At 66.6% G+C, this 16896-nt stretch carries 18 protein-coding genes; 5 read left to right on the top strand and 13 right to left on the bottom strand.

Annotation, left to right across the window (positions count from 1 at the left end):
* Positions 1-24: 24 nt before the first annotated feature.
* From ACFPOB_RS09205 to ACFPOB_RS09225, 5 genes are all read right to left on the bottom strand, one after another.
* Positions 25-741, bottom strand: a complete 717-nt coding sequence (locus tag ACFPOB_RS09205; RefSeq protein ID WP_377797680.1) for an ABC transporter permease — start codon at positions 739-741, stop codon at positions 25-27.
* On the bottom strand, positions 738-1448 hold the full coding sequence (locus ACFPOB_RS09210) for an ABC transporter permease (RefSeq protein WP_377797682.1): 711 nt from the start codon (positions 1446-1448) through the stop codon (positions 738-740). Before ACFPOB_RS09210 ends, ACFPOB_RS09205 begins: the two co-directional genes overlap by 4 nt.
* 177 nt (positions 1449-1625) lie before the next feature.
* Positions 1626-2399, bottom strand: a complete 774-nt coding sequence (locus ACFPOB_RS09215; protein ID WP_377797684.1) for a transporter substrate-binding domain-containing protein — start codon at positions 2397-2399, stop codon at positions 1626-1628.
* A 235-nt stretch (positions 2400-2634) separates the two neighbouring features.
* Entirely contained in the window at positions 2635-3834 is a 1200-nt protein-coding gene (gene rocD, locus ACFPOB_RS09220; RefSeq protein ID WP_377797685.1) for an ornithine--oxo-acid transaminase, read from the bottom strand.
* A gap of 200 nt (positions 3835-4034) precedes the next feature.
* Positions 4035-4166: a hypothetical protein gene (locus ACFPOB_RS09225; protein WP_377797687.1), complete on the bottom strand. Its 132-nt coding sequence runs from the start codon at positions 4164-4166 to the stop codon at positions 4035-4037.
* Positions 4167-4323: 157 nt separating this feature from the next.
* On the opposite strand from ACFPOB_RS09225, the gene ACFPOB_RS09230 reads away from it, so the two are divergent.
* Entirely contained in the window at positions 4324-4926 is a 603-nt protein-coding gene (locus tag ACFPOB_RS09230; protein WP_377797689.1) for a TetR/AcrR family transcriptional regulator, read from the top strand.
* Between the two features lie 148 nt (positions 4927-5074).
* Here the strand turns inward: ACFPOB_RS09230 and ACFPOB_RS09235 are convergent, their stop codons facing one another.
* From ACFPOB_RS09235 to ACFPOB_RS09255, 5 genes are all read right to left on the bottom strand, one after another.
* Entirely contained in the window at positions 5075-6295 is a 1221-nt protein-coding gene (locus ACFPOB_RS09235) for an MFS transporter (protein ID WP_377797691.1), read from the bottom strand.
* A gap of 151 nt (positions 6296-6446) precedes the next feature.
* Positions 6447-6932 (bottom strand): Lrp/AsnC family transcriptional regulator, encoded by a 486-nt coding sequence (locus tag ACFPOB_RS09240; protein WP_377797693.1) that lies wholly within the window; start codon positions 6930-6932, stop codon positions 6447-6449.
* Positions 6929-7981 (bottom strand): agmatinase, encoded by a 1053-nt coding sequence (gene speB / locus ACFPOB_RS09245; protein ID WP_377797695.1) that lies wholly within the window; start codon positions 7979-7981, stop codon positions 6929-6931. Before speB ends, ACFPOB_RS09240 begins: the two co-directional genes overlap by 4 nt.
* A complete protein-coding gene (locus ACFPOB_RS09250) occupies positions 7968-9650 on the bottom strand; it encodes a DUF4166 domain-containing protein (protein ID WP_377797697.1) in 1683 nt (560 codons plus the stop codon). Before ACFPOB_RS09250 ends, speB begins: the two co-directional genes overlap by 14 nt.
* Positions 9647-10066 (bottom strand): thiol-disulfide oxidoreductase DCC family protein, encoded by a 420-nt coding sequence (locus tag ACFPOB_RS09255; protein WP_092156322.1) that lies wholly within the window; start codon positions 10064-10066, stop codon positions 9647-9649. Before ACFPOB_RS09255 ends, ACFPOB_RS09250 begins: the two co-directional genes overlap by 4 nt.
* Positions 10067-10377: 311 nt before the next feature.
* On the opposite strand from ACFPOB_RS09255, the gene ACFPOB_RS09260 reads away from it, so the two are divergent.
* On the top strand, positions 10378-11463 hold the full coding sequence (locus tag ACFPOB_RS09260) for a TRAP transporter substrate-binding protein (protein WP_377797700.1): 1086 nt from the start codon (positions 10378-10380) through the stop codon (positions 11461-11463).
* A gap of 240 nt (positions 11464-11703) precedes the next feature.
* Positions 11704-12798, top strand: coding sequence for a TRAP transporter substrate-binding protein (locus ACFPOB_RS09265; protein WP_377797702.1), 1095 nt, complete (start codon positions 11704-11706; stop codon positions 12796-12798).
* A gap of 87 nt (positions 12799-12885) precedes the next feature.
* On the opposite strand, the gene ACFPOB_RS09270 is transcribed toward ACFPOB_RS09265, so the two are convergent.
* Complete coding sequence (locus tag ACFPOB_RS09270; protein ID WP_377797703.1) at positions 12886-13197, bottom strand: cupin domain-containing protein; 312 nt, start codon at positions 13195-13197, stop codon at positions 12886-12888.
* A 110-nt stretch (positions 13198-13307) separates the two neighbouring features.
* On the opposite strand from ACFPOB_RS09270, the gene ACFPOB_RS09275 reads away from it, so the two are divergent.
* Positions 13308-13754, top strand: coding sequence for an Lrp/AsnC family transcriptional regulator (locus tag ACFPOB_RS09275; RefSeq protein WP_377797705.1), 447 nt, complete (start codon positions 13308-13310; stop codon positions 13752-13754).
* Between the two features lie 67 nt (positions 13755-13821).
* Positions 13822-14208 (top strand): porin, encoded by a 387-nt coding sequence (locus ACFPOB_RS09280; RefSeq protein WP_377797707.1) that lies wholly within the window; start codon positions 13822-13824, stop codon positions 14206-14208.
* Between the two features lie 174 nt (positions 14209-14382).
* Here the strand turns inward: ACFPOB_RS09280 and ACFPOB_RS09285 are convergent, their stop codons facing one another.
* Both ACFPOB_RS09285 and ACFPOB_RS09290 read right to left on the bottom strand, forming a co-directional pair.
* Positions 14383-16047 carry a TRAP transporter large permease gene (locus ACFPOB_RS09285; protein ID WP_377797945.1) on the bottom strand — a complete coding sequence of 555 codons (1665 nt, stop codon included), beginning with the start codon at positions 16045-16047 and terminating at the stop codon, positions 14383-14385.
* Positions 16048-16199: 152 nt separating this feature from the next.
* Positions 16200-16799: a TRAP transporter small permease subunit gene (locus ACFPOB_RS09290; RefSeq protein WP_377797709.1), complete on the bottom strand. Its 600-nt coding sequence runs from the start codon at positions 16797-16799 to the stop codon at positions 16200-16202.
* Between the last annotated feature and the right edge of the window lie 97 nt (positions 16800-16896).

The following is a 16896-nucleotide window of genomic DNA, read 5'->3' on the forward strand; positions in this document are numbered from 1 at the left end:
AAGATTGTCAAATTCTCCGTAGCGTCACCGCAACGCCATATGCCGCGTCAGCCTGATCTCGATCCGGTCCCAGACGCGGCGGATGATCTCGGTCAGCACGAGATAGATCAGCGCCGCATAGAGATAGATCGACAGGTCGAAAGAACGGGCGAAGGCGAGGCGCGTCGCGCCCATCAGGTCGAACAGCGTCACCAGCGAGGCGATGGCGCTCGCCTTGATCATCACGATCAGCTCATTGCCGAGCGGGCGCAGCGCCAGGATCATCGCCTGCGGCAGGATCACCCGGCGCAAGGTCGCCCATCGATGCAGGCCAAGCGCTAGAGATCCTTCGAACTGGCCGCGCGGTATCGACTGGATCGCGCCGCGCAGGATTTCGGCCTGATAGGCGGCGGTGTTGATGGTGAAGGTGAAGAGCGCGCAGTAGAACGGCTCGCGGAAGAACCACCACAGCCCGATATCCTGCCAGAACACCCGGAGCTGGCCGAAGCCGTAATAGACCAGGAAGAGCTGGCAGAGCAGCGGCGTGCCGCGGAAGAAGGTGGTGTAGCCGTTGATCGCGATCTGCGCCCAGCGCGGCCCGTAGAGCCTGGCGATGGCGAGGCCGAGCGCCAGCACGAAGCCTAACGCGACCGAGAGCACGACCAGCTGGAATGTGATGCCGAGGCCGCTGGCCATGCGGCAGCCATAGTTCTGCAGGACCTCGCTGCCGATCAGGTAGCCGGGATATTCGCACCAGGTCATCGCGTCGCTCCGCCGAAAGCGGCGAAGCCGCGATTGGTGCGTTGCTCGAGCTTGCCGATGCTCCAGGCCGAGACCAGCGAGAAGAAGAAATAGAGCAGCATCGCCGTGCCGAAGAACAGGAACGGCTCCTTGGTGACGACATTGGCGCGCGTCGCGATGAACATGATGTCCTGCAGCGTGATCACCGAGATCAGCGAGGTCTCCTTCAGCAGCACCATCCAGTTGTTGCCGAGGCCGGGCAGGGCGACGCGGATCAGTTGCGGGAAGACGACGAGCCGGAAGGCCTGCGCCTTCGACAGGCCGAGCGCCGCCGCAGCCTCGCGCTGGCCCTTCTGAATCGAGTTCAGCGCGCCGACCCAGACCTCGCTGGAGAAGGCGGCGAGCACCATGCCGAGCGCGACCATGCCGGCGACGAAGGGCGGGATCGAGAAGCCGCTCCAGACCTTCTGCACCAGCACCTGGATGCCGAAATAGATGATGTAGAGCGTCAGCAGCTCGGGCACGCCGCGGAAGACGGTGGTGTAGATCGTTGCCAGCGAGCGCAGCAGCATGCTGTCGGAGCGCTTCCACAGCGCGATGATCAGGCCGAGCGCCAGGCCGAAGGGCAGGGTCGCGAGCGCGACCGAGATGGTGTTGGCCGCGCCTTGCAGCAGGGCCCAGCCCCAGCCGCCGGGGCCGAAGCCGAGCAGTGCGAGTTTATCGAACATGGGAGGGCCGGCGCGCGAGGGACTGGAGCGTTTCCAGGCGAAGTGGCTACCGGTTCGCCGTCCGGAAACGCGACAATACAAGGAACTGGTGCAAGTCCGCGCTTCGAAGAAGAGTGGATTTGCGCCAGAGCCCGCCGGCCATCACGCGGCCGGCGGGCAGGCGTCAGCAGGTTTGGCTCACTCGTACTTGAACCACTTGTCCTCGAGCTTCTTCAGCGAGCCGTCGGCGACGGTCTCGGCGATCGCCTTGTTGAACAGATCCTTCAGCCCGGTGTCGGCCTTGCGCACGGCGCCGGCGACGCCAGCGCCATGGATCGCGTCGTCGCGGGGCACTTCGGCGATCTTCTTGCAGCAATCCTTTCCCTGGCCCTTGAGGAAGTCGGCGAGAGCGAGCGCATCGGCGACGATATAGTCGAGGCGGCCGTTGAGCAGGTCGAGATTGGCCTCTTCCTGGGTCGGATAGAGGCGCGCGGTCGAGTCCTTATAGAACTTCTCGACATAGTTGGCGTGGATGGTCGAGCCCTGCGCGCCGATCGACTTGCCCTTCAGGGTGGCGGGCGAAATGTCGCTGGACGCGGTGCTCTTGGGACCGATCATCCAGATCGGCGTCTTGCTGTAAGGCGTGGTGAAGTCGACCTGCTTCTTTCGCTCCTCGGTGGCGTTCATGCCGGCGAGGATGATGTCGTACTTGTTCGCCTGCAGCGCCGGGATGATGCCGTCCCAGTCCTGTACGACCCAGGTGCACTTCACCTTCATCTTCTCGCAGAGAAGGTTGCCGTAATCGATCTCGAAGCCTTCCAGCTCCTTCTTGGCGTTGAGGTTGTTGTAGGGCGGATAGGCGCCCTCCGTGCCGATTCGGACTTCCTTCCACTCCTTCGCCTGGGCGAGTGCGCCCGTAGCGCCGGCGACCGTGAGCGCCGCGGCTGCGACGAACTTTGCGAAACCTTTCATGGGACCTCCCCTTGGATCTGGCCGACCGGGCGTTTCGAGTTCCCGGATCGGCTTGTGCGCGACAGCTTGTGCGATCATCGGGGCGGGCCGCAAGTAGGCTCTTGCAGCTTTTCCGAGCGTGCCCGCACAAGGATCGTGCAAGGCAAGGCGCTGTTCTTGTTATGGAAACCGAACCGTAGCGGACGCTTTCCCGCGCTATTGCGCAGGTGGCCGCGCACGGAATTTGTTGCAGCGCTCAGCGTGCCTGCTCGGCGAAGACGCTTTCGCAGCGCTCCAGCCCCCAGTCGAGCTCGTCCTGGGTGATCGTCAAAGGCGGCGCGAAGCGGATCGTGCGCTCATGCGTCTCCTTCGTCAGGACGCCGGCATCGGCGAGGCGGGCGACGATCTTTTTCGCATCTCCGGCGCCGGGCGCGATCTCGACGCCGACCCAGAGGCCGCGTCCGCGCACCTCGCTGGCAAGGCCCGCCGTCATCGCGGAGAGCCGCTGCTTCATATAGGCGCCGAGCTCGGCCGAACGCTCGATCAGCTTCTCGTCTTCGAGCACGCAAAGCGCCTCATGGCCGATCGCGGCGGCGAGCGCATTGCCGCCGAAGGTCGAGCCATGTGAGCCCGGCCCGAACAATTGCATCACCGCGCGGGACGCCAGGAAGGCCGAGACAGGGTAGACCCCGCCGCCGAGCGCCTTGCCGACGATCAGCCCGTCCGGTCTCACGCCCTCGTGCTGATGCGCGAACCAATGGCCGGTGCGGCCGAGCCCGGACTGGATCTCGTCGAGGATCAGGAGGACGTTGTTGCGGTCGCAGAGCGCGCGTAGCGCCCGCAGATGGCCGTCCGGCGGCAGCACGATGCCGGCCTCGCCCTGGATCGGCTCGATCAGGATCGCGGCGGTGTTCGGCGTGATCGCGGCCTCGACGGCGGCCGTATCGCCGAAGGGCACGCTGACGAAGCCGGGCGCGAACGGGCCGAAGCCGTCGCGATAGCTCTCATCCGTGGAAAAACCCACGATCGTCGTCGTGCGGCCGTGAAAGTTGTTCTCGGCAACGATGATCTCGGCTTGGCCGTCGGCTATGCCCTTGACCTTGTGGCCCCAGCGCCTGGCGGCCTTGATCGCGGTCTCGACCGCTTCGGCGCCGGTGTTCATCGGTAGCGCCATCTCCTGGCCGGCGACGGCGCAGAGCTTGGCCAGGAAGGGCCCGAGCGGCTCGGTATGGAAGGCGCGGCTGGTGACGGCAAGGCGCTTGGCCTGCTCGTTCAGTACCTTGAGGATGCGCGGATGGCCGTGGCCGAGGCTGACGGCGGAATAGCCGCTCATCATGTCGAGGCGCCTGACGCCAGCGATGTCGGTGAGCCAGACCCCTTCGCCATGGGAGAGCATGATCGGGAGGGGTGCGTAGTTCTGGGCGCAGACCTCGCGTTCGAGCACGATCGCATTCATGGCGGTTCTCCCTCGTTTCTCCGAGGGTAGGTCTGCAGACGCAGCCGAGGCCGGCCGCAACATCATTGTCTCGCAGCCGATTCTGTCGTGGTGGCGACAGAATCGGACAAATGCAGGCCGCTGGATCAGTGCCGGGCGATCGGGATGACGAGATAGACCATGCCGAGCACCATGGGCGGCACGGCGAGCGCCGTCACCGACTAGGTCGACCAGCCCGCCGTCACCGGCGCCAGCGCGGCCAGGATCAGGTTGATCAGCAGATAGGCGCCGAGCATCAGCGTCCCCAGGAAGCGCAGACGGGCCAGAAGGGGATTTGGGGCAGGTGTGGGCATGGCGGTCTCCATAACGGAACGTTCCGTTTCGTTTTGTTTGATAGATACGGTCCGTTTCGATATCAAGGCTTCTGCTGCAAGGTCCCGCTTGCAGCGCAAGGCTTGCCAGCCTGTGCCGACAGCGCTGTCGCGGGAGCAACGCAGAAGGGAAGGCAATATGAAGGCTGAAAAAGCCGCGACCCCGATCCGCCGCGCCTCGATCGGCGCGCGGCGAAACCCGGCCTCGCAGGCGGCGATCCTCGCTGCCGCCCGCGCCGTGCTGGCGGAGGACGGCTATGCCGGCTTCTCGATCGACGCGGTCTCGCGCCGGGCCGGAGCCGGCAAGCCGACGATCTATCGCTGGTGGAAGAGCCGCGCCGATCTGCTGATGGAGGTCTATGCGGCGGAGAAGGCGCGGATCCGGGCGGTGCCGACGGGCGATCTTGGCCGCGATCTCACCGAGCATACTAAGGAGCTCTGGGCTTTCTGGTGGGGCACACCGTCCGGGCGCACTTTCCGGGCGCTCCTCGCCGAGGCCCAGAGCGACCCCGATGCGCTTGCGGCGCTGCGCGAGAAATTTCTGCCGGAGCGCTTGCTGGATGTGCGCGGCCTCTTCGCCGCTGCCGCAGCGCGCGGCGATATTCCGACCGAGGAGATCGAGGCCAGGCTCGCGCTCTATATCGGCTTCAACTGGTTCTACGTGCTGACCGACCAGCTCGAGGCCGGTCAGGCCGCGATCCCGGTGGCGATGCGCCTGATCGCAGCGTCGTCTCGATCCTAAAGAGCGTGAGTCGTCCCGGGCGACCGCAGGGAGACCCGGGACCCATTCCGGAACCTCTTTCGGACAAGCTCAGGAATGGATCCCGGATCGGCGCGGCTGCGCCGCTTGTCCGGGACGACCTAGTTTGTTGGTCGGCGGGGAGGCGATATCAGGCCGCCGCCTGCCGACGTCCCCGCGCATCCCAAGCTGTCACCAGCCAGATCGCGAAGCCCGCCAGTGCAAGGCCGGCGCCGACCCAGCCGGTCGAGGTCCAGCCATAGCCGGCGGCGATCGCCATGCCGCCGAGCCAGGGGCCGAGCGCATTGGCGGTGTTGAAGGCGCTGTGGTTCAGCGCCGCGGCCAGCGTCTGCGCATCCTGCGCGACATCCATCAGCCTGGTTTGCAGGGGCGTGCCGAGTCCGCCGCCGCAGCCGATCATGAAGGCGACTGCCGAGATCGCCCAGATATTGCCGGCGGCGATGGGATAGAGCGCCAGCGAGCCGGCGGTCCAGATCAGGATGATCGCGATCGAGGCCATCGGCATCCGGTCCGCCAGCCAGGCGGCGGCGAGCGTGCCGATGGTCAGGCCGAGGCCGAAGATCGCCAGCACCAACGGCACCATCGTCGGCGCGACCTGCGTCACCTCGATCAGCGTCGAGGCGATGTAGGTGTAGACCGCGAACAAGCCGCCGAAGCCGACCGCGCCGATCGCCAGCGTCAGCCAGACCTGGCGATGGCGCAGCGCGCCGAGCTCGCGCAGGGCGCTGGCGCCGGGCTGTGGCCTGTCCTTCGGCGCAAACAGCGCGATCAGGACCACCGTCGTAAGCGCCAGCGCCGCGACGACGCCGAAACCCCAGCGCCAGCCGAGCGCCTGGCCGAGCCAGTTCGCCAGCGGCACGCCGAGGATCGTCGCGATCGTCAGGCCGAGCATCACGCGCGCCACGGCGAGCGCGCGCCTGTTCGCCGGCACCAGCGAGGCCGCAACCAGCGCCGCGACGCCGAAATAGGCGCCGTGCGGCAGGCCGCTGAGGAAGCGGAAGAGCAGCATCCAGCCATAGGTCGGCGCGAGCGCCGAGAGCCCGTTGCCGAGCGCGAACGCCGCCATCAGCCCGATCAGCAGCGTGCGGCGCGAGAGTTTCGTCGCCAAGACCGCGATGACCGGCGCGCCGACCACCACCCCGGCGGCATAGGCGCTGATCACATGCCCGCCCGTCGGCTCGTCGATCCCCAGTCCCACCGAAAAATAGGGCAGCAGGCTCATCACCGCGAACTCGGCCGTGCCGATGGCAAAGCCGCCCATCGCCAGAGCGAACAGGGTGAGGCCGACGCGCGGCGCGGCAGTGGAGCGGGCAGGGCGCGCGAAGGCGTCTCCCGTGCTCGAGAGGCTCATGACGAGGGTCCAGAATGGATTGTTTTATGGCGCGGCGCGCGGGGCGCATTGCACTGCAGCATATGGCCCAGGTTATGCGTGAGCCGCAAGCGTCAGTTGGCTCAATTTGGCTTGAGCTGTGCCTCCATGCTTTAGGCGCATGGCGATAGCCTCATTCCTCCAGCAGCGGGTAGCCCTCGAAATCCTTCAGCGCCTTGAGCGCGAAGGTGGTCGCGATCCGGGCGATGCCGAGCTGGTTGTCGGCGAGCCAGGCGCCGGTCAGCTCTTCATAGGCGGCGAGCGAGGGCGCGACGATGCGGGCGAGATAGTCGGCCTCACCGCTGATCACTAGCAGCTCGACGACATCCGGACAGGCGCGCAGCACCTTCTCGACCCGCTCGCGCCGGCCGACCGAATGATCGCGCAGCGAGATCTGCGCGAAGGCGATGATGGCGTGGCCGGCGAGCTCGGGCGACAGCCTTGCGCCATAGCCGGCGATCAGCCCGGAGGCTTCCAGCCGACGCATTCGCTCCAGACAGGGCCGGGCCGAGAGCCCGACCCGTTCCGACAGGGCCTGGTTGGTGATCCGGCCCTCCGCTCGCAGGATCGCGATGATCTGTCGATCGATCGCGTCGAGCTGAGGCGTCTGTCGCTTCACGGCCTGCCCTTGCCGGCGGCTCTCGCCTCGGCGATCAGGCAGAGCTCGAGGAACAGCACCTGCGCGGCGCATTGCGCCGTGTTGCTGGTCGCATCGTATTGCGGGGCGACCTCGACCACGTCGGCGGCGACGATGTTGCGGCCCTTCAGCCCGCGCAGGATGGCGAGCGCCTCGCGCGGGGTCAGGCCGCCGACCTCGGGCGTGCCGGTGCCGGGCGCGAAGGCGGGATCGAGCGAATCGACGTCGAAGGAGACATAGGTCGGCCCGTCGCCGATCACCGCGAGCGCCTTGGCGATCACCGCGTCGAGCCCCATGCGGTCGACCTCGTCGGCATGGATCACGGTCATGCCGGACTCGTAGGAGAACTCCCAGAGATATTCGGCGCCGCCACGGATGCCGATCTGGATGACGCGTTCGGGATCGAGCACGCCGTCGAGCACGGCCTGGCGGAACGGCCCGCCATGGTGGAATTTCGATCCTTCATAGGGCCCCGACGTGTCGCAATGCGCGTCGATATGGACCATGCCGACCGGGCGCTTCTCGCCGACGGCCTTCAGGATCGGATAGGTGATCGAATGGTCGCCGCCGACGGCGAGAGTCGAGACGCCGGCCTTCACGATCTGCTTGAAGGTCGCCTCGATGTCCTCATGGCAGCTCTCCAGCGAATAGCGCGAGCGGAACGGCACGTCGCCGATATCGGCCGCCTTGATCAGGTTGAACGGCGCTGTGCCGTTGACATGGTCCATTGGTCCCATGCGCTCGACGGCGCGCACCGCGCGCGGGCCGAGCCGGGTGCCGGCCCGGTTGGTGACGCCGAGGTCCATCGGCAGGCCGATGATCGCGACATCGAGCCCGCCGAGATCGGGCTGGCTCAGGGCCTCCGGCCGGTAAGGCGCATTGATGAAGGTCGCGACGTCGGAGAACGGCCATTTGCGCCGGTCGCCCTGAAACTGGCCGGCAGCAACCTTGGCGAAGCGGGGATCATGGATGTCGGCGCCGCTCGCCCCGGCATAGCGCGCCCTGAGTTTCGCCAGTTTATCCTGGTCCATCGCTTGGTTCCCGAGGTTTGAGCCAGCCGCGATAATGCGCCAGCAGGCCGAAGAAGGGCAAAGACAGCTTCACGTCGAACCGGAAGCGGCCGTCGGCGTCAACCGTCTCGCGCGCCTCGGCCGAGGGCATGAGAAAGCGAGGCAAGCGCACGCCGAAGACACGCCAGGCCGCGATCGGCAGCGCAAGGCCGTCGCGGTTTCCCACCGCCCCGAGGGTGAAGGAGAACGGGCCGAAGGCCTCGCGCAGCTCGCCATTGCGATCAACGCTCAGGCGCGACCGGAAGCGCTGGCCGGCGAAGTTGCGGGTCCAGATCTCGCAATTGTCATCGAGCGAATCGCCCCTGGTGACGCTGACCGTAACCGGCAGCTCTGTCCCTGCGGCAGGCAGGCCGAAGAGCCGACAGATCAGGCCGATCCCCGCCCCGTTTCCGCGCGTGACTTCGGCCCGGCCCTGCCAGACCGGCTCGGCATCGTTGGCGTGGAACGTCCGGATCGCCGCGGGCATCATCGCGACCGCCTGCGCTCCCAGCACGGTCTCGAACAGGGCGGGGCCGACGGCGCGCTCGTCCTGGCTGGTGCTGATCGCATAGGGCGCCATCTCGGCCTCGATCGCAGCGAGATCGAGCGCTTCGGCGGCCGAGCGCGCGCCCGGAGCGATCTCACCAGCGAGGAGCGCGCGCACCACGGCGGCGGCTGCCAGTGTCGGCACCTGTGGGCCATCGTCGTTCTCCGCCAGCAGCGACCAATAGGCCCGGCGCGGCCGCCCCTTGCCGTCGATGCCGGAGATCGCGACCCGCATGCCGCCGCGATCCGAGGTCCAGAGCCGGGTGATCCGGCGCGCCTTGACGAGAAAGGGTATCAGCGGCGCGAGATCGGCGACCCAGCCACGGCGGCGAATCCAGGCGAGCCGCGCCAGCCCCCATTGCTCGATGCCGGCTTCCAGCCCCGCCGCGAAGCTGACGCGCGAGCGTACGGCGAAATCGGGACCGAGCGTCTCGGCGTCGACCGTCTCGACGGGCGCGACCCGGCGCGGGCCGAGGCCCGGCATGTCGATGACCTCGCCGGCGCCCCATGCCGGGATCATCTGCAATTCGCCCTCCCGCCAGATCGGGACCGGCTTGCCGGCATAGCTCAGGATCGCGGCAATGACGGATGGGCCGACCTCGCTGCGCCCGCCCGGCGTGATCGCGATGTCGATGCTGTCGAGCCGCTCCCAGCCTTCGCTCAACTCCCGCGTCGCGGCGGCCGAGAGCGCCGGCGTCGAGCTCGCGCCGGCGAGCGCGACCAAGCCGCGCTGCTTGGCGAGCGCGTCGAGCTGTAGGCCGTAGCCGGTGAGATAGCTGCGCGCATCGGCGAGGTCGACGACATGGGCGCCGAGCAGCAGCGCCGCGGTGGGAACTTCATAGCCCTGCTGCTGGAACGGCCCGGAGGCGTCGATCACCAGCCAGGGCTTCAGCGCGGCGAGCGAGGCGACGAGCTCCCTGTCGCGGTCGAGCCCCGCGCCGCTGACCGGCACACTCGCCTCGGTCGCCAGTCCCTGCGCCAGCGCCTCGGCCTTGTCGGCGCTGCGCGAGGTCAGCACGAGCTCTATTCCGGCCATGCGCGCGAGATGGCGCGCCAGCCGCCGGCCGAAGACGCCGGTCGCGCCAATCAGGACGACGCGCTTCACGGAGCGTCCGGCAAGGTGAAACGGTGGCGCGTCGCCGGATCGGGCATCTCGCACGAGGTTTTCTGGCCGAAGAGCCGGTAGCGATTGCGTGCGACGCGATCGTAAAGCCAGTCGCGCCAGCGCTTCGGCAGCGCGCGGCCGAGCAGCAGGAGGCGCACCGGCCCGTTCAGATGGCGAGCGAGCGCCAGAACGCCCTCGGACTTCGCCAGCGCCAGGCCGTTCTCGATGAAGAGGAAGCTGTCCGGCTCGTCAGGGTCGATGCCGTGCGCCTGCGCGAGCGAGCGCCCTTCCTGCGACTGGATTGCGACGAAGCGAATGTCGTGGTCGCGCTCGTGCCGCAGGGTGTAGCGCACGCCGCCTGAGCAGAGAACGCAGACGCCGTCATAGAGCCAGATCGGGGCGGGGATGCTGGTCATCGGGCCTCTTTACGGGAGAGGTTGACCGGGCGGGAAAAAAGTTTCATGCGCTTCCTGCGCAGCCGTGCCATGCTCTGCGTGCAATTGTCGAGCGACCTGAGACAGTTGACGATCTTGCAACGATTGGGGGAGTGCTGCGCAAATCTTGTGCAAGTATAGATTCGAGGTGAGCCGATTAACCGTGGGTCAACCCGGGCCGCCGCTTCCGATCACCGCTGCATAACACCAAGGTCGTCCTACAAATGTCGCTTGCGCTGGTGCTATTGCTGCCCGGGCGCGGCGATGAACGTCGAAACGAGGAGATGCCCCATATGAAGCGTCGTCAATTCCTGAAGGTCGCCAGCGCAGGCGCGGCCGCCTCCGCTGTCGCCATGCCGGCTGTCGCGCAGTCCAATCCTGAGGTGAAGTGGCGCCTGGCGTCGAGCTTTCCGAAATCGCTCGACACGATCTATGGCGGCGCCGAGGTCATGGCCAAGATGGTCTCCGAGCTGACCGACGGCAAGTTCCAGATCCAGGTCTTCGCGGCGGGCGAAATCGTGCCGGCGCTCCAGGCTGCTGATGCGGTCAGCAACAACACTGTCGAGATGTGCCACACCGTCTCGTACTACTATGTCGGCAAGGATCCGACCTTTGCGGTCGCCGCTTCGGTTCCGTTCGGCCTCAACGCCCGCCAGCAGAATGCCTGGCTGTTCCAGGGCGGCGGCAACGAGCTCTTCAACGAGTTCTACAAGAAGTTCAACATCTACGGCCTGCCTTGCGGCAACACCGGCGCCCAGATGGGCGGCTGGTTCCGCAAGGAGATCAAGAGCGTCGCCGACATCAACGGCCTGAAGATGCGCATCGGCGGTATCGCCGGCTCGGTCCTGCAGAAGCTCGGCCTCGTGCCGCAGCAGATCGGCGGCGGCGACATCTATCCGGCGCTGGAGAAGGGCACCATCGACGGCGCCGAATGGGTCGGCCCCTATGACGACGAGAAGCTCGGCTTCGCCAAGGTCGCGCCCTACTACTATTATCCGGGTTTCTGGGAGGGTGGTCCCTGCGTCCACGCCTTCGTCAACCTGGAGAAGTGGAACGCGCTGCCCAAGGCCTACCAGGCCGCTCTGACCGCCGCCTGCACCTACGCCAACACCCAGATGGCGGCGAAGTACGACGTGCAGAACCCGGCGGCGCTGAAGCGTCTCGTCGGCGCCGGCACCCAGCTGCGTCCGTTCCCGCAGGACGTGATGGAAGCCTCGCTCAAGGCCTCGAACGAGCTCTATGCCGAGATCTCGGCCAAGAACGCCGACTTCAAGAAGGCGATCGACTCGATGGTCGCCTTCCGCGGCGACCAGTATCTCTGGTGGCAGGTGGCGGAACTCACCTTCGACATCTTCCAGGTGCGCAACCGCGGCAAGTAACAGCCGCCATCGCGGCGACAGCGACGAAGCCCGGCCGCGAGGCCGGGCTTTTGTTTTGCTCGATCAGCGCCAGCGCGTGGTGCACGGATACCAAGATGAGTTAGACCAAATACCTATGCAGAAAATGCATGGGAGCCATGTGCTGAGCTTGCGCTCGCACTGCAGATGCCCTTTTCTGACGCTCTTGCGCGCGAACCGGAAAGACCGGCGCGCCTGAAAGCTCTGGGAGGAGCACACCGCATGAAGCGTCGTCACTTTCTGAAGGTCGCCGGAGCCGGCGCTGCCGCCAGCGCCATCGCCGCCCCCGCCATCGCGCAGGCGATGCCGGAGGTGAAATGGCGCGTCACCTCGTCCTTCCCGAAATCGCTGGATACGATCTACGGCGCGTCGGAAGTGCTGGCCAAGGCGGTTTCCGAGGCGACCGACGGCAAATTCCAGATCCAGGTCTTCGCCGCAGGCGAGATCGTGCCGGCGCTGCAGGCGGCCGACGCCGTGACCAACGGCACGGTCGAGATGTGCCACACCGCTTCGTACTATTACGTGGGCAAGGACCCGACCTTCGCCTTTGGCACCGCGGTGCCGTTCGGTCTCAATGCCCGCCAGCAGAACGCCTGGTTCTATCATGCCGGTGGCATGGACCTGCTCAACGAGTTCTACAAGAAGTACAACATCTACGCGCTGCCCGGCGGCAACACCGGCTGCCAGATGGGCGGCTGGTTCCGCAAGGAGATCAAGACGGTCGCCGACCTGCAGGGCCTCAAGATGCGCATCGGCGGCTTCGCCGGCCAGGTGATGAGCAAGCTCGGCGTCGTGCCGCAGCAGATCGGCGGCGGCGATATCTACCCGGCTCTGGAGAAGGGCACGATCGACGCGGCCGAGTGGGTCGGTCCCGCCGATGACGAGAAGCTCGGCTTCAACAAGGTCGCGCCCTATTACTACTATCCCGGCTGGTGGGAAGGCGGCGCCTCGCTGCACTTCTTCATGAACACGGCCAAGTGGGAGGCCCTGCCGAAGACCTACAAGTCGATCCTGACCACGGCCGCCGGCCTCGCCAATATCGACATGCAGGCGAAATACGACGCCCGCAACCCGGCAGCGCTGAAGCGCCTCGTCGGCGGCGGAGCGCAGCTGCGGCCGTTCTCGCAGGAGATTCTGGAAGCCTGCCTCAAGGCTTCGAAGGAGGTCTATGCCGAGACCAGCGCGAAGAACCCCGACTTCAAGAAGATCTACGACGCGATGTCGGCCTTCCGCGGCGACGAGTACCTCTGGTTCCAGATCGCCGAATACACCTACGACAACTTCCTGATCCGCGCCCGTGCGGGCAACATGCTCTGAAAAGAGGGCGATACGCCGGTTCGCTGGCCAACCGGCCAACTCGGTGCAAATCGGACCCCGGCCGCGAGGCCGGGGTTTTTCGTGGCATCAGACGCTGCCGGCGCGCTCGATCACCAGGACGCGCGCGGGGCCGACCGGATGGGCGACATGGGCGTCGCCGTCCTGCGCGTGGAAGATGTCGCCGCGCAAGAGCCGCTGCACGCTCTCGACACCCTCGGCGCGGGTGTGCATGTCGACCTCGCCGTCCAGGACGACGAAGACCTCGGGGCCGTCATTGACGTGCCATTTGTAGGGCTGGTCGGTCCAGTGCAGCCGGATGGTGGCGTCGTCGATGCGCTCGATGTCGAGCGCCTCCCAGGCGCGGCTGCCGGTGAAGTCCTGCGGCTTGATCGTCCTCATTCCCGTTCTCCATGGTGGAAGAGGCCTGGAATCTTCACCGGCGGCGGCGCCCATGCCATAGGCAAGACGCCGGTAATGCCTGCGATCGGCGGTTTCTGGAGGGATCTCGCTTGCGAAACGACGGTGAGCTCGATGCGATCGACCGGAAGCTGCTGGCGCTGCTTGAGGCCGATGCGCGCGCGTCCTTCACGGCCTTGGCGCGCGATGCCGGCCTCTCGCGCACCGCGATCCAGGAGCGCATGGCGCGGCTCGAGCGCGACGGCGTCATCCTCGGCTACACCGTGAGAATCGCCGACCGGCCGAAGGCGCCGACGACCCGCGCGCTGCTCTGGCTGCGCATCCGCACGCGCCCCTGCGCGGCCGTGCTCGATCGCTTCAGGACCTGGCCGGAGGTCGTCGCCTGCTATTCGCTGGCCGGTCCCGTGGATGCGATGCTGATCGTCGAGACGGGGGATGCGCCGGCGCTGTCGCGACTGGTCGACCGGCTGAGCGACGTGCCCGGCGTCGGCGAGATCGAGACGGCGCCGATTCTGGCGGAGAGCGCCAGGGCCTGCTGAGCCGCGGCTGCCCTAGCCCGGCCTTGTTCGAAGCGCTAGGCTGTCCGCAACGCAAATCGAGGCACTCATGAAGCTGCCACTCGCCATCATCCTTGCCCTGGGCCTGCCGACGTTCGCAGCCGCACAGTCGATCGGCGAGCCCATTCCCGGTCGCGGGCCCGTCAAGGCCAAGCCGGTCGCCGCACGTCCCGCGCCAGCCCAGGCGGCGCGCGCCTGCCCGGAATACGGGCCCGGCTTTGTTCGCGTCGAAGGCTCCTCGGCCTGCGTCCGCGTCGGCGGCGGCGTCCGTGTCGAGTTCGGCAAGACCTCCAGCCGCCGCGGCTACGGCTCGGCCGCTGATGGAATGCTCTATGGCGAGGCGCGCGGCCAGACCTCGGTCGGCGAGGTCCGCGCCGTGATCAGCGGCCGGGGGCGGATCGACAACAATCTCAACGATGGCCGGCAGCGCTGGTGAGGTCAGCGTCATTCTCGGGCTGAACGAAGGGCAGACCCGAGAATCTCCGGACGAGAAGTTGCCTATAGGCGCCTGTTCCGGCCTGCGATGCTCGGGTCAAGCCCGAGCATGACGGGTGAAAAGAAAAAAGCCCCGGATCGGCGATCCGGGGCTTCGTCGTTCTGGCCTCGAGCCTTACTGCAGATTCAGCGTCGGCGGGGCGTTGAGGTCGAGCCCCGGCAGCCCGCCGGAGCCGCCGAGCCCCGGTATGCTGATGCTGTCGAGCTGCTTGTTGATCTGCTGCTGGTCGAGCTGCACGCCCGAGCTCTTGTAGTGCATCACCATCTGCGGGAAGAGCACGACGAGCGCGACCATGATGCACTGGATCACCACGAAGGGCACGGCGCCCCAGTAGATCTGGCCGGTCGTGACCGGCTCCATCATCTTGCCCGTCACCTTGTCGCGATAGGGGTTCTTCGGCGCAACCGAGCGCAGGAAGAAGAGGGCGAAGCCGAAGGGCGGGTGCATGAACGAGGTCTGCATGTTCACGCCGAGGATGACGCCGAACCAGATCAGGTCGATCCCGAGCTTGTCCGCCGCCGGCCCGAGCAGCGGCACGATGATGAAGGCGAGCTCGAAGAAGTCGAGGAAGAAGGCGAGCAGGAAGACCATCACGTTGACGACGATCAGGAAGCCCGCCTGGCCGCCCGGCAGCGAGGTCAGCAGATGCTCGACCCAGACATGGCCGTTTACGCCATAGAAGGTCAGCGAGAACACGCGCGCGCCGACCAGGATGAACAGCACGAAGGCCGAGAGCTTGGCGGTCGATTCCGTCGCCTGCCGCAGCAGGTCGAAGGTCATGCGCTTCTTGCCCAGAGCGAGCAGGATCGCGCCGGCCGCACCCATGGCGCCACCTTCGGTCGGCGTCGCAACGCCGATAAAGATCGTGCCGAGCACCAGGAAGATCAGCGCCAGCGGCGGCACCATCACGAAGATCACCTGCTCGGTCATGCGCGAGAGCAGGTTGAGCTTCAGGAACTTGTTGATCAGCGCGATCACGAAAGAGACGGCGACGGCGATCGACATGGTCAGGATGACGAAATCCGCGCCGGCTCCGACCTTGGTGAAGAATTTCATGTAGGCGATGGCGAGCGCGAAGGCGATGATCGTCACCACCAGCAGCGAGAAGCGGCGGGTCTGCCCGTCGGCATCGCGCAGCGTCTGCGCCTCGGGCGGCAGGCCGGGCGCGCGTTTCGGCCAGACCATCGTGACCAGGAAGACGTAGCCAGCATAGAGGCTCGAGAGCACGAGGCCTGGGATGAAGGCGCCCTCGTACATGTCTCCGACCGAGCGGCCGAGCTGGTCGGCGAGCACGATCAGCACCAGCGAAGGCGGGATGATCTGCGCCAGCGTGCCCGAGGCGGCGATCACGCCCGTCGCGAGGCGCCGGTCATAGCCGTAGCGCAGCATGATCGGCAGCGAGATCAGGCCCATCGAGATCACCGAGGCCGCGACGACGCCGGTGGTGGCAGCGAGCAGCGCGCCGACGAAGATCACCGCATAGGCGAGGCCGCCGCGGATCGGCCCGAAGAGCTGGCCGATCGTGTCGAGCAGGTCCTCCGCCATGCCCGAGCGTTCCAGCACCAGCCCCATAAAGGTGAAGAACGGGATCGCCAGCAGCACGTCGTTGTTCATCGTGCCGTAGATGCGCTCGGGCAGGGCCTGCAGGAAGTTCTCCTGGAACATGCCGAGCTCGATGCCGACCACCGCGAAGAACAGGCCGTTGGCGGCGAGCGCGAACGCGACGGGGTAGCCGAGCAGCAGGAAGAACACGAGCGCGGCGAACATCACCGGCGCCATGTTGGTGCGCAGGAAGTCGCCGATGCCAGCAGCGTGAGCGTCGCCTGTATGCAGGCTCAGGAAAGCGGCGGCGGTAAGCGCGAGCAGCAGCGCGGCGGCACGGACGGAACGGGCTGGGATCATGGAACGGGTCCGGGAAACGGCGGCTTGGTTCACGGGGCGAGGCCCTCGGCCCGGGCCTGCTCGAGCAGGCGCTGGGCCTCGGCTTCGGCGGCGGCGGCATGGCCGCGCAGCGTCTCGTCGTCGTCGAGCTTGCCGCGCATGATCGCGATCTGCTTGATCACCTCGGAGATGCCCTGCAGCAGCAGCAGGAAGAAGCCGATGATGACGAGCCCCTTGGCGGGCCATTGCGGCAGGCCGCCGGCCGAGAGCGACTGCTCGTTGACCTGATAGGAGCGCAGGAAGAACGGGCCGGAGTGGTAGACGATCAGCGCGCAAAACGGCAGCAGGAAGAAGAGATGGCCGATCAGGTCGATCCATTGCTGCACGCGCTTGGGCAGCAGGTTGTTCACGATGTCGATGCGGATGTGCTCCTTCACCTGCAGCGTCCAGGACGCGCAGAGCAGAAATACCGCGCCGAACAGCACCCATTGCAGCTCGAGCCAGGAATTCGAGGAGACGTTGAACAGCTTGCGAACGATGGCATTGACGGCCGAGACGATGACGGCAACGAGAATCAGCCACGCGACGGATCGACCGATCTTGCGGTTCAGGCTGTCGATCGCGCGGCTCAAAGCGAGGGGTCCTTCCACCTCAGTCCTCCCTGACCTCGTGGATTGCGTGCGGCCGCATCATGCGGTTTGCGAAGGGCGGTTATACGAATGCTACATGCCGCACAACATTGCGCGG

It is taken from the genome of Allobosea eneae, assembly GCF_042657265.1.
Taxonomy (GTDB): Bacteria; Pseudomonadota; Alphaproteobacteria; order Rhizobiales; family Beijerinckiaceae; genus Allobosea; species Allobosea eneae.

Bases quoted from the DNA above. Each gene is read 5' to 3' on its own strand.
- ACFPOB_RS09205 (WP_377797680.1), bottom strand. From the start codon at position 741: ATGACCTGGTGCGAATATCCCGGCTACCTGATCGGCAGCGAGGTCCTG.
- ACFPOB_RS09210 (WP_377797682.1), bottom strand. From the start codon at position 1,448: ATGTTCGATAAACTCGCACTGCTCGGCTTCGGCCCCGGCGGCTGGGGC.
- ACFPOB_RS09215 (WP_377797684.1), bottom strand. From the start codon at position 2,399: ATGAAAGGTTTCGCAAAGTTCGTCGCAGCCGCGGCGCTCACGGTCGCC.
- rocD (WP_377797685.1), bottom strand. From the start codon at position 3,834: ATGAATGCGATCGTGCTCGAACGCGAGGTCTGCGCCCAGAACTACGCA.
- ACFPOB_RS09225 (WP_377797687.1), bottom strand. From the start codon at position 4,166: ATGCCCACACCTGCCCCAAATCCCCTTCTGGCCCGTCTGCGCTTCCTG.
- ACFPOB_RS09230 (WP_377797689.1), top strand. From the start codon at position 4,324: ATGAAGGCTGAAAAAGCCGCGACCCCGATCCGCCGCGCCTCGATCGGC.
- ACFPOB_RS09235 (WP_377797691.1), bottom strand. From the start codon at position 6,295: ATGAGCCTCTCGAGCACGGGAGACGCCTTCGCGCGCCCTGCCCGCTCC.
- speB (WP_377797695.1), bottom strand. From the start codon at position 7,981: ATGGACCAGGATAAACTGGCGAAACTCAGGGCGCGCTATGCCGGGGCG.
- ACFPOB_RS09255 (WP_092156322.1), bottom strand. From the start codon at position 10,066: ATGACCAGCATCCCCGCCCCGATCTGGCTCTATGACGGCGTCTGCGTT.
- ACFPOB_RS09260 (WP_377797700.1), top strand. From the start codon at position 10,378: ATGAAGCGTCGTCAATTCCTGAAGGTCGCCAGCGCAGGCGCGGCCGCC.
- ACFPOB_RS09265 (WP_377797702.1), top strand. From the start codon at position 11,704: ATGAAGCGTCGTCACTTTCTGAAGGTCGCCGGAGCCGGCGCTGCCGCC.
- ACFPOB_RS09270 (WP_377797703.1), bottom strand. From the start codon at position 13,197: ATGAGGACGATCAAGCCGCAGGACTTCACCGGCAGCCGCGCCTGGGAG.
- ACFPOB_RS09280 (WP_377797707.1), top strand. From the start codon at position 13,822: ATGAAGCTGCCACTCGCCATCATCCTTGCCCTGGGCCTGCCGACGTTC.
- ACFPOB_RS09285 (WP_377797945.1), bottom strand. From the start codon at position 16,047: ATGGCGCCGGTGATGTTCGCCGCGCTCGTGTTCTTCCTGCTGCTCGGC.